Raw genomic sequence first — 14,085 nt, 5'->3', positions numbered from 1 at the left:
TAACAGATGATTGGCGCACTCTGGCGCGGGGCCAGCGGTATGCAGGCGCAGCAGCTTCACGTAGACAGCCTGGCCAATGATCTAGCCAATGTTAACACCACTGGCTACAAGCAGGGCCGGGCGGAGTTTGCCGACCTGGTCTACCGGCCGGTCCAGGAAGGCGGTATGCCCGTCGACCGGCCCCAGGCGCCGGCAGCAGCACCGGCCCTGGGGGCAGGAGTAAAAGTGGCTGCCATAGAAAAAGACTTTAGCCAGGGAGCCCTGGTGAGCACCGGCGACCCTTTAAGCCTTGCTATCCAGGGGGAAGGCTTTTTTGCCGTTTATGGACCGGGCGGGGAACGGTTCCTTACCCGGGACGGCAGCTTCCACCGCGACGGTGACGGCTATCTGGTCAACGCCGGCGGTTACTACCTGGATGTCCCCTTTACCCTGCCGCCCGGGGCGGAAAAGATCACTATTACCGGCGATGGCACGGTAACGGCGACAATTAACGGGGAAACGCAGGCTCTGGGAGAGATAAACCTCTATAACGTCCCCAATCCGGCCGGGCTGGAAGCCGTTGGCGACAACCTTTACCGGGAAACGGCCGCGAGCGGGACGGCAGCTGCCGGCAGGCCCGGGACGGCAGGCCTGGGTACTATCCGTTCCGGTTACCTGGAGGCGGCCAACGTCGACCTGGCAACAACCATGACCAGGATGATCCTGGCCCAGCGGGCCTACGAGTTAAATTCCCGTTCCGTACGGGTGGCCGATGAAATGTGGGGCCTGGCCAATAACCTGCGGCGTTAATCCAGCACTCAGCTTTAAAAAAGCACCACTCGACATGTAGCTGGGTGCTGGACCGCCGGTTTAACTAGCGCCTGGCAACAGCAACCTTATTAACCAGGGCCAGGCCGCGCCGGGCACCTTTATGATCTGGATCCCGCTCCAGGACAAAGGCATATTCCCGCCGGGATGCTTCGAAAAGGCCCAGGAGTAGGTAAACGGTAGCCAAGTTGATGCGGCCCGCCAGGTAACCTGGTTTAATCCGGCGTACCCGGGTGAGGTGGTAGCGGGCGGCACTTAAATTACGGTTGTAGAGGAAATAGGTACCCAGGTTAAAATGGGCCAGGTAATTATCAGGGTTTAATTTCAGAGACGCTTCCCAAAAGGCAAGGGCCCGGTCGACATCACCCTGCTGCCAGGCCTGGCACCCCAGGTTGAAACAGGCTTCCCAATTGGCCGGGTCTACCTCAAGGGCGGCGTGGTAAAAAAGGGCGGCCAGCTGGGGGCGCTGGTGCGCGAAAGAAAAATTGCCCAGGAGAAGATACAGGTGAGCCTCTCGCCGGGTATTCCCTGGAACCGGATCAGGTTGACACTCAGGACAGAAACGCCATCCCGGCGGCAAGGCTTGCCCGCACCGGGAACAGTAAAGCATAGCAGGACCTCCCACCAAGAATATATATTGTATTATGTCCACGCCGGTGCTAAAATATGTAAGTCAAGCTCAAAAATAAAGAAAACGGAAGAGGAAGGCCCATGGAGGCTGTAATCAAACCAGAAGAGGTTAAAGTTGGCATTGCTGAGTGGCAGGTAGCCCGTGGCCCGTGGCGCCTGGTCACCCTGGGGCTGGGCTCCTGCGTGGGCATTGCCCTTTATGACCCCACCAGCCAGATAGGGGGCCTGGCCCACATCATGCTACCCGACAGCAGCCAGTTCCAGGACCGGGGTAACCGGGCGAAATTTGCCGACCTGGCCCTTCCGGACATGCTGGCCGAGATGCTCCGCCGCGGCGCCCGGCGCAGTATGCTGGCAGCAAAAATAGCCGGTGGCGCCCAGATGTTTACTTCCGGTGACCGGCACCTTTCCTTGTTAAATATAGGCCAGCGCAATACGGCCATGGTCCGGCAGACGTTACAGGAGCTGGGTGTTCCCATTATTGGCGCCGATACAGGTGGTAATTATGGCCGCACCATGATCTTTGACCTGCTTAATGGCGATGTACATATTCGCACCATTGGCCGGCCGGTAAAGATAATATAAGTGGAGGCACTTATGGATTTTGCCGAATTCAAGCGCGAGGTGCACCGGCGCTTTGGCCTTTACCTCGACGGTTACAAAGAGCCCCAGCTCAAAAGGCGCATTGACAGCCTGATCTCCCTGCTCCAGGTACCGGATTACGCAGCTTACCTGCGCCTTTTGAGCCAGGACAGCCAGCAATGGCAGCGCTTTATCGATAAGATTACCATTAACGTCTCGGAGTTTTTCCGCAACCCGGAGATCTTTGCCCGGCTGGAAAAAGAGGTCCTGCCGTCCTTGCTGGCCCGCCACCGCAACTTGAAGGTGTGGAGTGCTGCCTGCGCCGACGGGCCGGAACCCTACTCAGTAGCCATTTTACTTAACGAGCTGGCTCCTGCCGGCCGGCACCAGATCGACGCCACCGATATTGATACCAGCGCCCTGGACGCCGCCCGCCGGGGGGTGTATCCCAGCCGGGCCGTCCAGGCAGTTACCCCGGAGCGCCTGGAACGTTATTTTCGCCGGGAAGGAGATCATTTTTACCTCCAGGAAAAAATTAAGCACATGGTTAATTTCCGCCGGCACGACCTTTTAAAAGATCCTTTTGACAGCGGTTATCACCTGATCCTGTGCCGCAATGTTGTCATCTATTTTACCACCGCTACCCAGAATGAGCTTTACCGCCGTTTTTACCAGGCCCTGGCCCCGGGAGGCGTCCTGTTTATCGGGGCTACCGAGAGCTTGTTTCAATACCGGGAACTGGGATTTATGAAAGTGGCACCCTGGTTCTACCGCCGCCCCGAGGTATAATCCTGTCGCGGAGATGATTATCGTCGCCAGCGAAGAAAAGGAGGGAGGACACATGGAACCCTGGGAGAAGCTCAATGCTCTCCACCTTGATGCCCTGAAGGAAATAGGGAACATCGGCGCCGGCAACGCGGCCACGGCCCTGGCCAGCATGCTGGGCAGCCGCATCCAGATGACTGTACCCCGGGCAGGGGTATTACCTTTGCAGGAAATAACGGCCCTGGTCGGTTATGAGGAAGACCCAGTTGCCTGCGTCGAATTTAGCGTTAGTGGCCCGGCGCCCAGCAAGATTTTTTTCCTCCTAAGTGAGCCCAGCGCTTACCTGTTAATCGATCTTTTACTGGGTAAGCCCCAGGGTACCACCAGGGAACTGGATGAGATGGGGAGTTCCGTCCTGACCGAACTTGGTAATATCCTGACAGGCTCTTTTTTAAATGCCTTTGCTGAATTTTGCCGGTTGGAGTTTAAACCTACGGTACCTGCCTTTGCCTTCGACATGCTGGGGGCCGTTTTAAGTTCGGCCTTCCTGGAAGGGGGTTATTTTTCCGACCGTGCCCTGGTCATCGAAACCAAGTTTTACAGTGAGGCAATAACCATCAGCGGCCATTTCTTCCTGATTCCTGAAAACGAGGCCCTGGGCAAGATCCTGCAGTCCTTGGGCCTGCAGCTGGACTGAACGCCTGGAGCAAACTGCTTTACTTTATGGGGGTACACCGGCTGGCGGCTGGCCGCCAGCCGGTGAGGAGGATAAAACTGTCTATTTATGGAGGGAGACTAGTTCATGGGTAAGCGAGTCTTAGTCGTAGACGATGCCGCCTTCATGCGCATGATGATTAAGGACATCCTTTTAAAAAATGGCTACGAAATAGCCGGAGAAGCAGAAAACGGGCAAAAGGCTGTAGCCATGTACCAGGGACTCCGTCCCGATGTAGTCACCATGGATATTACCATGCCGGAAATGGACGGCATCGCCGCCGTGAAGGCCATCAAGCAAATCGACCCCAATGCCAGGATTATCATGTGCAGCGCCATGGGCCAGCAGTTAATGGTCATGGAAGCCATTCAGGCCGGGGCCAGGGATTTTATCGTCAAACCCTTCCAGCAAGATCGCGTCCTCCAGGCCCTGGAAAAGGTCCTGGCGTAAGCGGGTGGTATAATGGCCGACGTCCTGTCCCAGGCGGAGATTGATGCCCTGCTGCAGGCCCTGACCAGCGGGGCGGTCCGGGCGGAAACCATCAAGGATGATGCGGCGCCGAAAGCCAAAAAATATGACTTCCGCCGGCCCAATAAATTTTCCAAAGAACAGCTGCGCACCCTGTACATGATACACGAGAATTACGGCCGCATGGTGGCCAACTTCCTGTCGGCATACCTCAGGGCCAATATCCAGGTAAAGATTGTTTCGGTAGAACAGATGACCTATGAAGATTTTATCCTGTCCCTGCCGACGCCGACCTTGATGAATGTCTTTACCCTGGAGCCCCTGAAGGGATCAGCCGTCCTGCAGGCCAACATGAATTTTATCTTTCCTATTATTGACCTCCTTTTTGGCGGCCGGGGAGAAATGCTGGCCTCCAAGAGGGACCTGACGGAGATTGAACTCCATGTCCTGCGGCGGTTAAATGGCCGTATCCTGGAACAGTTGAGCTATTCCTGGGCGGATATCCAGAATCTCACGCCGAAACTGGAATCCATGGAAACCAATCCCCAGTTTACCCAGGCCATTTCTCCCAACGAAACGGTGGCCGTCATTACCTTAAGCACAACGGTCAGCCAGCATGAAGGCCTGTTAAACCTGTGCTTGCCCTATATGCTCCTGGAACCGGTTATTTCCCGCCTGTCGGCCAGCCACTGGTTTGCTGCTCCCGGTGAAGGGGAAGCCAGGCTCGATTACCGGGCCGTGGTCGAACAAATCCTGGCCGGAGTACCGGTGGAGTTGATTGCCTACTGTGGCCGTACCCGGCTGCCGGTGCGGGATTTTATCCAGCTCCAGGTAGGGGATGTCATTACCCTGGAAAAAGTGGTGGGCGAAGACCTGGAACTTTACGTTGACGGTCACCTCAAGTTTAAGGTCCAGCCCGGGGTTGTGGGCCAGAAGATTGCCGTCCAGGTAACGGAGGTGGTGTAAATGGCCGACTTCTTGTCCCAGGAGGAAATTGACGCTCTGTTAAATGGCAGGCTGGAACCACCAGCAGGAGAAGCAACTTTGACGGACCTGGAAAAAGATACCCTGGGTGAAATTGGCAATATTTCTATGGGCAGCGCGGCCACGGCCCTGTCGCAGATCCTGAATAAGCGCGTCCTGATCACGACGCCGGCTGTTACAGTAATGACGCCGGCGGAACTTTTCGCTTCCTTCCAGGTGCCTTATATCCTGGTGGAAGTTAACTTCACCGAGGGCCTGCAGGGGTCCAACCTGCTGATCATGAAAGTCAGCGACGCTGCCATTATTGCCGACTTGATGATGGGCGGCAGTGGCCGGGATGTCCTGCCGGAGCTGGATGAGATTAAGAGCAGCGCCGTGGCGGAGGCCATGAACCAGATGATCGGTAGCGCGGCTACCTCCATGTCGACCATTTTCCAGCGCAGCGTCAAAATCAGCCCGCCCCGGTTGACGACCATTGGCTTAAGCAACGAAAGCTACACTTCTCCCTGGCCTCCGGACCAGGCGATAGCAGTAGTATATTTTAAAATGGAAATTGAAGACCTGATAGACAGCCAGATTATGCAGGTCATGCCGGTGGAAGTAGCTAAAGCTCAAGTGGAAATGCTCATGAATCCCATGGCACCGGAAGCAGGACCGGCGCAGGAGGATACTTCTGCGGCGCGGAATAACATGCCTGGTGACGGGGAAAGCGCCCGGACCGCGGCATCTGACCTGTTGACAGCTACACCGGCGGCAGAGAAACCCGGAACTGGAACAACCTCCGTACCACCGGCAGCACCGGTACCGCCAGCCCAGAGTCCAAATGAGCGCCGCGGGCAGGTATATGGTACGCCGGCGCGCAATATTGACTTGATCCTGGACGTACCCCTGGATGTGGAAGTCATCCTGGGTACAGCCATGAAGCGTATCCGGGATATTTTAAACCTGGCCCCGGGCGCCATAGTCGAACTGGACCGCCTGGTGGAAGAGCCGGTGCAAATTACCGTTAATGGCACACCCATTGCCCGGGGAGAAGTGGTTGTCGTCAACGAGAATTTTGGCGTCCGGATTACCCACATTATGGAGCCCTATGAACGTATTAACCATTTGCGGCAATAGGGGGATAAGAAAATAAGCCGGAAGCCTGCTGGCTTTCCGGCCGGGGGCAGTTACAACTGGTTTTGCCTCACCATTTGTTCAGCTTTTTCAATGGCTAGCCGGACCAGGTTGCCGCACTGCCGGGATGGCACGCCACCCCAGCCTTCCCTGGCCACGGTGTCGTAAACACCCAACTCCCGGGCCAGTTCATACTTCAGAGCATCGGACATAACCCCGCGCCTTCTGGCCATGATCAAGCCTCCTTTTTGTACTGCCCTCCTGTCAATTAGCTTCGACAGATATCCTCCTCACCATACAAGGCATTACTGGTACGGGCGCCAAAATAAAGGTGGGTACGATAAAAGTGACAGGCCGGGTTTTAGACCCCGGCCTGTTAATTTAAAGCCTAGTGGATGCGCACCCGGTCCGCACCGTGATCCTTCAAAATGCGGTTGGCCTGGTCGGCGCGCTGGTCGTCACAACGGACGGAAACCAGCAATTTCCCCTGGCGGATTTCATTTTCATATTCCCGGCCTTCGGCTTCCGGGATACCCCAGTCAATTAGCCCGCCGGCAACGCCGCCTGTGGCCGCTCCTGAAAGCAGGCCGGCAATGGGACCGGCCGCAATAAGGGGACCCAGTCCGGGAATGAACAGGGCCCCGGCCCCGGCTGCCAGGCCGGCCAGGCCGCCCAGGACACCGCCGGTGGTAACGCCATCGCTGATGCCACCGGCGTCAACGCCCATGTTGAGGCCACCTTCGCCTTCCCGGCCGTTTGCCTCACCGCCCTTATCGCGGGCCAGGATGGATATCTCCTTGTCGAAACCGGCCCGGCGAAGGTCTTCGACTGCTTCCCTGGCTACCTGTTCATTGCTAAAGATGGCAACTACTGTCTTGGCCATGTCTATATCCTCCTTATGGCAAATCCAAATTCAATCTTATTATGGCCTTTTCCCCGGGCTGTATACGGGTATAATTAAAAGAAAAAGTTACTAAAAAACTATTATTTCTAGAGGAGCAGGCTGGCGTGAATTACGATGTCATCATCTGTGGCGCCGGGCCGGCAGGCAGTACCTGCGGCCGCTTGCTGGCCCGCCGGGGACTTAAGGTTTTAATTTTAGATAAGGCCAGGTTTCCCCGCTACAAACCCTGTGGTGGCGGTTTAACGGGCAAAGCCCTGGGGGAACTGGAACCGGGCTGGGAAAAATTAAGCGAAGATAGCACCCGGGAAGTTATTTTTTACCATCGCCAGGAAAGGCCCATTAACATAGTTTACCAGCAGCCGGTCATCCGAATGGTCGGCAGGGAAAAGCTGGATGCCTGGTTGCTGGAACAGGCGGCCGCCGCCGGGGCCACAATCCGTGATGGCTACAGGGTAACGGCTGTGGCCGAAACGGCGACCGGTGTAACAATTTACGGGGAAGACGGTAGTATCTTCCAGGGCGATTTCCTGGTCGGGGCTGATGGGGCCAGGAGCCTGGTCCGCAAGAGCCTGCCCTTTAATACCGGGACGGCTGCCGGTGTGACCCTGGAATGTGAAATACCGGTTGACGAAGGGGTCTTGGCTGAATACCGGGGCCGGGTGCATTTGAGCTACGGCGGCATCCCGGCCGGGTATGGCTGGATATTTCCTAAGGGGGATCACCTGTCGGTGGGGATTGGTTCCTTTACCCGGCAGGTGAAGGGCCTGCAGCGCTACTTCCAGGATTTTTGCCGGGGTATGGGGCTGAAAATACCGGAGGGAATACGCTGCCGCGGCGCCGTTATTCCTGCCGCCAGCGGTAAGGCCGGTACTTTACATACTGGCAGGGCGGTGCTGGCCGGTGATGCCGCCGGGCTGGTTGATCCCTTTTCCGGGGAAGGCATCTACTATGCCTTGAGGAGCGGCCGCCTGGCGGCAGAGGCAATTTCAGCCGCCCTGGCCGGCCAGGGCGGGCTGGAAGATTATACAAAGAAAATACACGCCGAGGTATTGCCATCTTTGCATTATGCCTGGCGTATTGCCCGGGTAGTCTATGCCCTGACGCCGGTGGTGCACCGGCTGGTTGCGGCCAACCCGGAAGTGGCCCGGCGCCTGGTGGACGTCCTTTTCGGCGGGGACACTTATGAAGACCTCTGGCAGTACCTCACAGGGCGCTACGCCATCTTTCGCCTGGCCCGGTAAAAATGTGCTGGCCAAAATTAGTCCGGCAGCAATGTTTCCAATAGCCAGGCCAGGAGGCCGGCAAAGGGCAGGGCAGCCAGGGAAGAGACCAGGTTAAAAAGGGTGTGGAAATGGGCCACCTGGCGGGGCAGGTCCGGCGTGAGCCAGTTAAGGAAATAGAGCGCCGGGGGCAGGAAGGGTAGACAGAGGATGGCACCGGCGGCATTAATCACGAGATGGGCCAGGGCCGTCCTTTTGGCGGCCCGGGAGGAAAAGAGGGCGGCAATAAGGGCCGTCAGGCAGGTGCCGATATTGGCCCCCAGGACAATATGCAGGGCTGCCAGGGGTGGCAGGACGCCGTGGCCGGCCAGGACCATGGCCATACCCGCAACGACGCTGCTGGAGTGGAGAAAGCCAGTAAGCAGGGTGCCCGCCAGGATTCCCTGCCAGGGGCTGGTGGCGGCGGCGCTTAAAAGGCCGAGGAGGGCGGGGCTGTCCTTAAAGGGCAGGAGGGATGAAGCCATGAGGTCCAGGCTGGAGAAGATTAAACCTGAGCCCAGGCAGGCCGTCCCGGCAGCCCGGGTGGAGGGGGCCAGAATTAAAGGGATGCTGGTGACCAGGGCCGGCAGGGCAATTTTACTTAACTTTAGAGCCAGGAACTGGACGGTTACACAGGTGCCGACATTGGCCCCCAGGATTACCCCCAGGCTTTGATAGAAGGAAATAACGCCGCCGTCTACCAGGCCCACGGTGAGGACAGTGACGGCCGTGCTGGACTGGACCAGGGCCGTGGCCACAGTACCCCACAAGAAGCCCTGCCAGGGCGTAGCCGTAGCCCGGCGGATCATAATTTCCAGGTAAGAACGGCCCAGGGCCACCAGCCCCTGGCGCAACAACTGCACCCCCAGGAGGAGGAGACTTACCCCGGCGGCAAACTGCAGGAGAGGGAAGAGCATTATTTCACCCCTTAGCTTTTATGTGGGGGTTCGTTTTTTTATTCCTGGCTTTTTTTCTATCCAAAAGAGGAATCTGGCCGGTCAGCAAGAATATAAAAGAGGGTATTTTTTGTGGCCGTTTAAGTTCTGGCAGGAACAAGAGAGAGGGTGAGGAGAATGGAACGGGTGGAATTAGCCGGTGCCTTACGCCAGACCCAGGCCCTGAAAAGCCAGGTAGAAGCCGCCAGCGGCGTTACCTTAAGCGACTGCTACCAGTGCGGCAAGTGCTCGGCCGGTTGTCCGGTAGCTTTTGCCATGGATTATACGCCGCGGCAGGTTATCCGCCTGCTGCAGCTGGGCCTGGGGGAAGAAGCCTTAAAGAGCCATACCCCCTGGCTCTGCGCCAGTTGCCAGGCCTGTTACACCCGCTGCCCCCGGGAAGTTAACCTGCCGCGGCTGATGGAAGCCGTGCGCCAGGAAGCTCGCCGCCGGGGGATGATTAACGAGAAAAAGGTGGATATTTTTGACCAGGCTTTCTTAAGCAGCGTGGAACGCTACGGCCGCGCCCACGAGATGGGGCTCATGATCCAGTACAACCTGCAGTCAGGGCAACCCTTTAAGGATGCCCTGCTGGCGCCGCCCTTGCTGTTCAAGGGCAAGATCAGTCCTATACCGGCGAAGATCAAGAACGTTGCCGAGGTGAAGAACATCTTCGCCCGGGCGCGAGCTAAAGGAGGTGGCCGGCATTGAAGTACGCCTATTACCCCGGCTGTTCCCTGGAAGCTACTGCTAAAGAATACAACCAGTCGGCCAAAATGGTGGCCAGGCACCTGGGGGTGGAGCTGTGGGAGATCCCCGACTGGAGCTGCTGCGGTGCCACTGCCGCCCACAATAATGACCACCTCCTGTCCCTGGCCCTGCCGGCCCGGAATCTCGCCCTGGCCGAAGCAGAGGGCCTGGACGTTGCCGTGCCCTGCGCCGCCTGTTTTAACCGCCTGCGGGCTGCAGAGGCCGCCGTTCGGGGGTCGGAAAGCATGCGGGCGACCATCAGTGAAATCATCGGCCGGGATTACCGGGCCACCAATAAGGCCCGGGCCTTCCTGGATGTCATGGTCAATGGGGTCGGCCTGGAGAAGATCAAGGAACAGGTGGTCAAGCCCCTGGCGGGGCTGAAGCTGGCGGCCTATTACGGCTGCCTCCTGGTCCGGCCGCCAGAGCTTACGGCCTTTGACGACCCGGAAGACCCCATGACCATGGACCACCTTATTCAAGCCCTGGGCGGCGAGGCCGTCAGCTGGTCCTACAAGACCGAGTGCTGCGGCGGGAGTCTCGCCACTGCCCGGACGGATATTGGGGTGCGGATGATCTACCAGATCCTGCGCCATGCCCGGGACGCCGGGGCCGAGGGCATCGTAACGGCCTGCCCCCTGTGTTTCTTAAATCTGGACATGCGGCAGAATCAAGCCGCCGCATCCCATGGCGAGCAGCTCAATTTGCCCATCTTTTACTTCACCGAACTGATGGGTATAGCCCTTGGCTACGCGCCTAAAGACCTGGGACTCACCACCCACTTTGTTAACCCGGTCCCAATGCTTGAGGTCAGGGAGATCCTGCGGCATCCTGCCACAAGGAGGGAAACAGCATGAAGCGTGTCGGCGTCTTTATCTGCCACTGCGGTACAAATATTGCCTCGGTAGTTGATGTTAAAAAGGTGGCCGAGGCCGCCAGGAGTTTTCCCGATGTGGTCTATGCCACCGATTACCAGTATATGTGCTCCGATCCGGGGCAGGAACTCATTCGCAAGGCTATCAAAGAACAGCGCCTGGACCGGGTGGTGGTCGCCTCCTGCTCTCCCCGGCTCCACGAGCCGACCTTCAGGAAAACTTGTGAGAGCGCCGGGGTAAACCCTTACCTCTTCGAGATGGCCAACATCCGCGAGCAGTGCGCCTGGGTCCATGCTAAAGACAAGGAAGGAGCGACATTAAAAGCCATTGACCTGGTGCGGACGGCCGTGGCCAAAGTCCGCCGCAATGTCCCCCTTTTTGCCAGTACTATTCCCATTACCAAGAGGGCGCTGGTCATTGGCGCTGGTATCGCCGGCATGCAGGCGGCCCTGGATATTGCCGATGCCGGCTATGAAGTCATGCTCCTGGACCGCGAGCCGACCATTGGCGGCAACATGGTCAAGCTGGACAAGACCTTCCCGACCCTGGACTGTTCCGCTTGAATAAGCACGCCGAAAATGGTTGCTGCGGCGCAGCACCCTAACATTCAACTCATGACCTATGCGGAAGTAGAGAATATAGCCGGTTATGTGGGCAATTTTGAAGTAACGATTCGCAAGAAAGCCCGCTCGGTGGACCCCGTCAAGTGTACCGGCTGCGGTACCTGCTGGGAGAAGTGCCCCACGAAGGTGGACAGCGAGTTTGACCTGGGCTTGGGCAAGCGCAAGGCCATTTACCTGCCCTTCCCCCAGGCGGTGCCGGCGGTGCCGGTGATCGACCGCGAGCACTGCCGCCAGTTTACCAGGGGAAAGTGCGGCGTTTGCCAGAAGGTCTGCCCGGCCAAAGCCATAGATTACGAGCAGCAGGATGAAGTTATCACCGAAAAATTCGGCGCCATTGTCGTGGCCACCGGCTATGACCTCTTTAAATGGGAAGAGGTTTACGGTGAGTACGGCTACGGCAAATACCCCGATGTCATTACCGGCATGCACTTTGAACGCCTGAACAATGCCTCCGGGCCTACGGGCGGCAAGATTGTCCGGCCCTCGGATGGCAAAGAACCCAAAACTGTAGTTTTCATTAAATGTGTTGGTTCCCGGGATGAGGCCAAGGGTAAAAGTTACTGCTCCCGGGCCTGCTGCATGTACACGGCCAAGCACGCCCACCAGGTGCTGGAGAAGATCCCCGACTCCCAGGCTATCGTCTTCTATATGGATATCCGCACCCCCGGCAAGGCTTATGAGGAGTTTCTCCAGCGTACTGTCCATGAAGGGGCCGTCTATGTCCGGGGCCGGGTGAGCCGCGTCTTCCAGGAGGGGGACAAGCTCATCGTCCGCGGTGAGGATACTTTACTCGGCCGCCAGGTGGAGGTGGCGGCCGACATGGTCGTCCTGGCTACGGCCATGGTACCCAGCGAAGGATGGGAGCAGGTAGCCAAGATGCTGGGTCTGCAGGTAGATAAAGATGGCTTCTTCCAGGAGGCCCACCCGAAACTCAGACCGGTGGAAACCTTTACGGCCGGCGTCTTCCTGGCCGGGGCCTGCCAGGGACCCAAGGATATCCCCGATACGGTATCCCAGGCCAGCGCTGCGGCTGTTAAGGTCTGCCAGCTCTTCGCTAAAGATGAAATGGCCACCGACCCCATGATCGCGGCGGTGGATGAAAGCATCTGCGCCGGCTGTGCCATGTGCGAGAAGATCTGCCCCTACAAGGCTATTTCCATGAAGACCATTACCGAACGGGTAGCCGGCAAGCAGGTGAGCCGCCGGGTGGCAGCGGTCAACAGTGGTCTCTGCCAGGGTTGCGGCGCCTGCTCGGTGGCCTGCCCGTCGAGTGCCATGAATCTCCGTGGCTTCACCAATGAACAAATACTGGCGGAGGTGGATGCGGTATGTCTATAGCGGCCGGAGACAAAAGCTGGGAGCCCAAGATTGTCGCCTTTTGCTGCCACTGGTGCGCCTATGCCGGTGCCGACCTGGCGGGCCTCAACCGCCTGCAGTACCCGGCCAATGCCCGGATCGTGCGGGTGCCCTGTTCCGGCCGGGTCAATCCCCAGTTTGTCCTGCGGGCTTTCCAGCGCGGTGCCGACGGCGTGCTGGTAGCCGGCTGACACCCCGGCGACTGCCACTATGTTAGTGGCAATTACTTCACCCGCCGCCGTTTCCTCTTAATGCAGCGGGTCTTGCAGTTCATGGGCCTGGAGCCGGAGCGTTTCCAGGCACGCTGGGTGTCGGGTTCCGAGGGACCGCGCTTTGCTGAGATAATCACCCAGATGACGGAGGACATCCGGGCCCTGGGGCCCAACAGAAAGTTGAGGGATGGCGCATGAGCAGTATCCAAGAACAAATGCGTGCCCGGGCCCGGGAGTTGTTGACCAGGGGCGAGGTTAAAATGGTGATAGGATGGGAAAAGGGTACCTTCTGGTACCTGTCGCCGCCCGCCTTTATTACCGAACCGGAGGATTGCGACCGCCTGGTCTGGGATGAGTTCTGCACCAATAACCTGGCCAAGTACCTCCTGGACTACAAGTTCACAGAGGACAAAATAGCCCTTTTTGTGAAGGGATGCGATTCCCGCGGCATTATTCGCCTCCTCCAGGACAACCAGATTGACCGGGAAAAGGTCTACCTCATCGGTATTAAATGCCCCGGCGTCAGGGATGGCCGCCAGGCGGCCGCCCTGGGCGAAGAAAGACGCAGTGAGGCACCCCTGGCCGAAAAGTGCCGTTACTGCACCCATCCTGAACCGGTAATTTTTGACGAGCTCCTCCAGGATGAAGGCGGGGCCGCTATCAGGGAGGCACAAGCCACGCCGGAAGGCCGGTTTGCCGAAGTAGCCAGGCTAGAAGCCATGTCCCCCGATGAGCGCTATGCCTTCTGGACAGGTGAGTACGACCGCTGCCTGCGCTGCTACGCCTGCCGCAACATTTGCCCGGCCTGCAACTGCCGGGAGTGCATCTTTGACCGCAGCCAGTCCGGCTGGTGCGGCAAGCAGATGCAGCGCAGCGAAAATATGTTCTTTGCCATTACCCGGGCCATGCACGTGGCCGGTCGCTGCATCGAATGCGGTGAGTGCGAGCGGGTATGCCCGGAAGGGATTCCCATCATGGCCCTCAACAAGAAGATCATCAAAGACCTGAACGAGCTCTTTGGCGAATATGAAGCCGGGGTAGATCTTGAGGCCCGGCCACCCCTGGGCCAGTATAAACTCGATGATCCTGAGGAGTTTCACTAGG

At 58.1% G+C, this 14,085-nt stretch carries 17 protein-coding genes; 13 read left to right on the top strand and 4 right to left on the bottom strand.

The features are described from left to right. Positions 1 to 6: 6 nt before the first annotated feature. Positions 7 to 789: a flagellar basal-body rod protein FlgG gene (gene flgG / locus MOMUL_RS06070; protein WP_062282869.1), complete on the top strand. Its 783-nt coding sequence runs from the start codon at positions 7 to 9 to the stop codon at positions 787 to 789. 64 nt (positions 790 to 853) lie between these two features. Here the strand turns inward: flgG and MOMUL_RS06065 are convergent, their stop codons facing one another. After that, complete coding sequence (locus MOMUL_RS06065; protein ID WP_062282866.1) at positions 854 to 1,417, bottom strand: zinc ribbon domain-containing protein; 564 nt, start codon at positions 1,415 to 1,417, stop codon at positions 854 to 856. A gap of 101 nt (positions 1,418 to 1,518) precedes the next feature. Between MOMUL_RS06065 and MOMUL_RS06060 the strand changes: the two genes are divergently transcribed. The 6 genes from MOMUL_RS06060 to fliY all read left to right on the top strand — a co-directional run bounded on the left by MOMUL_RS06060 (position 1,519) and on the right by fliY (position 6,070). After that, positions 1,519 to 2,022, top strand: a complete 504-nt coding sequence (locus MOMUL_RS06060) for a chemotaxis protein CheD (protein WP_054938410.1) — start codon at positions 1,519 to 1,521, stop codon at positions 2,020 to 2,022. Between the two features lie 12 nt (positions 2,023 to 2,034). Beyond that, entirely contained in the window at positions 2,035 to 2,808 is a 774-nt protein-coding gene (locus MOMUL_RS06055; protein WP_062282863.1) for a CheR family methyltransferase, read from the top strand. Between the two features lie 52 nt (positions 2,809 to 2,860). Continuing rightward, the gene (locus MOMUL_RS06050) at positions 2,861 to 3,481 is read left to right on the top strand and encodes a chemotaxis protein CheC (RefSeq protein ID WP_062282860.1); all 621 of its coding nucleotides are present in this window, start codon (positions 2,861 to 2,863) and stop codon (positions 3,479 to 3,481) included. 105 nt (positions 3,482 to 3,586) lie between these two features. Beyond that, positions 3,587 to 3,949, top strand: a complete 363-nt coding sequence (locus tag MOMUL_RS06045) for a response regulator (protein ID WP_062282857.1) — start codon at positions 3,587 to 3,589, stop codon at positions 3,947 to 3,949. 12 nt (positions 3,950 to 3,961) lie between these two features. Then, a complete protein-coding gene (gene fliM, locus MOMUL_RS06040; protein WP_062282854.1) occupies positions 3,962 to 4,933 on the top strand; it encodes a flagellar motor switch protein FliM in 972 nt (323 codons plus the stop codon). Then, complete coding sequence (fliY, locus tag MOMUL_RS06035; RefSeq protein WP_062282851.1) at positions 4,934 to 6,070, top strand: flagellar motor switch phosphatase FliY; 1,137 nt, start codon at positions 4,934 to 4,936, stop codon at positions 6,068 to 6,070. A gap of 50 nt (positions 6,071 to 6,120) precedes the next feature. Here fliY and MOMUL_RS06030 read toward each other — a convergent pair whose 3' ends face one another. Further along, positions 6,121 to 6,300, bottom strand: coding sequence for a small, acid-soluble spore protein, alpha/beta type (locus MOMUL_RS06030; RefSeq protein WP_054938404.1), 180 nt, complete (start codon positions 6,298 to 6,300; stop codon positions 6,121 to 6,123). Positions 6,301 to 6,455: 155 nt separating this feature from the next. Then, positions 6,456 to 6,950, bottom strand: coding sequence for a hypothetical protein (locus MOMUL_RS06025; protein WP_062282848.1), 495 nt, complete (start codon positions 6,948 to 6,950; stop codon positions 6,456 to 6,458). A gap of 125 nt (positions 6,951 to 7,075) precedes the next feature. Between MOMUL_RS06025 and MOMUL_RS06020 the strand changes: the two genes are divergently transcribed. Beyond that, entirely contained in the window at positions 7,076 to 8,212 is a 1,137-nt protein-coding gene (locus MOMUL_RS06020) for a geranylgeranyl reductase family protein (protein WP_062282845.1), read from the top strand. 17 nt (positions 8,213 to 8,229) lie between these two features. On the opposite strand, the gene MOMUL_RS06015 is transcribed toward MOMUL_RS06020, so the two are convergent. Continuing rightward, entirely contained in the window at positions 8,230 to 9,147 is a 918-nt protein-coding gene (locus MOMUL_RS06015; RefSeq protein WP_062282842.1) for a Na/Pi cotransporter family protein, read from the bottom strand. A 156-nt stretch (positions 9,148 to 9,303) separates the two neighbouring features. On the opposite strand from MOMUL_RS06015, the gene MOMUL_RS06010 reads away from it, so the two are divergent. The 5 genes from MOMUL_RS06010 to MOMUL_RS05990 are packed head-to-tail and all read left to right on the top strand — an operon-like array spanning position 9,304 to position 14,084. Then, on the top strand, positions 9,304 to 9,876 hold the full coding sequence (locus MOMUL_RS06010) for a 4Fe-4S dicluster domain-containing protein (protein WP_062282839.1): 573 nt from the start codon (positions 9,304 to 9,306) through the stop codon (positions 9,874 to 9,876). Next, a complete protein-coding gene (locus MOMUL_RS06005; RefSeq protein WP_062282837.1) occupies positions 9,873 to 10,772 on the top strand; it encodes a CoB--CoM heterodisulfide reductase iron-sulfur subunit B family protein in 900 nt (299 codons plus the stop codon). The genes MOMUL_RS06010 and MOMUL_RS06005 overlap by 4 nt, the downstream gene beginning before the upstream one ends. Further along, entirely contained in the window at positions 10,769 to 12,751 is a 1,983-nt protein-coding gene (locus MOMUL_RS06000) for a CoB--CoM heterodisulfide reductase iron-sulfur subunit A family protein (protein WP_084785499.1), read from the top strand. Before MOMUL_RS06005 ends, MOMUL_RS06000 begins: the two co-directional genes overlap by 4 nt. Then, entirely contained in the window at positions 12,742 to 13,179 is a 438-nt protein-coding gene (locus tag MOMUL_RS05995) for a hydrogenase iron-sulfur subunit (protein WP_153018272.1), read from the top strand. Before MOMUL_RS06000 ends, MOMUL_RS05995 begins: the two co-directional genes overlap by 10 nt. Next, positions 13,176 to 14,084, top strand: coding sequence for a ferredoxin family protein (locus MOMUL_RS05990; protein ID WP_062282834.1), 909 nt, complete (start codon positions 13,176 to 13,178; stop codon positions 14,082 to 14,084). Before MOMUL_RS05995 ends, MOMUL_RS05990 begins: the two co-directional genes overlap by 4 nt. The last annotated feature ends 1 nt before the right edge of the window (position 14,085 follow it).

The organism is Moorella mulderi DSM 14980 (genome assembly GCF_001594015.1).
Lineage (GTDB): Bacteria > Bacillota > DSM-521 > Neomoorellales > Neomoorellaceae > Neomoorella > Neomoorella mulderi.
This window is presented reverse-complemented; position numbering and strand designations above follow the sequence as displayed.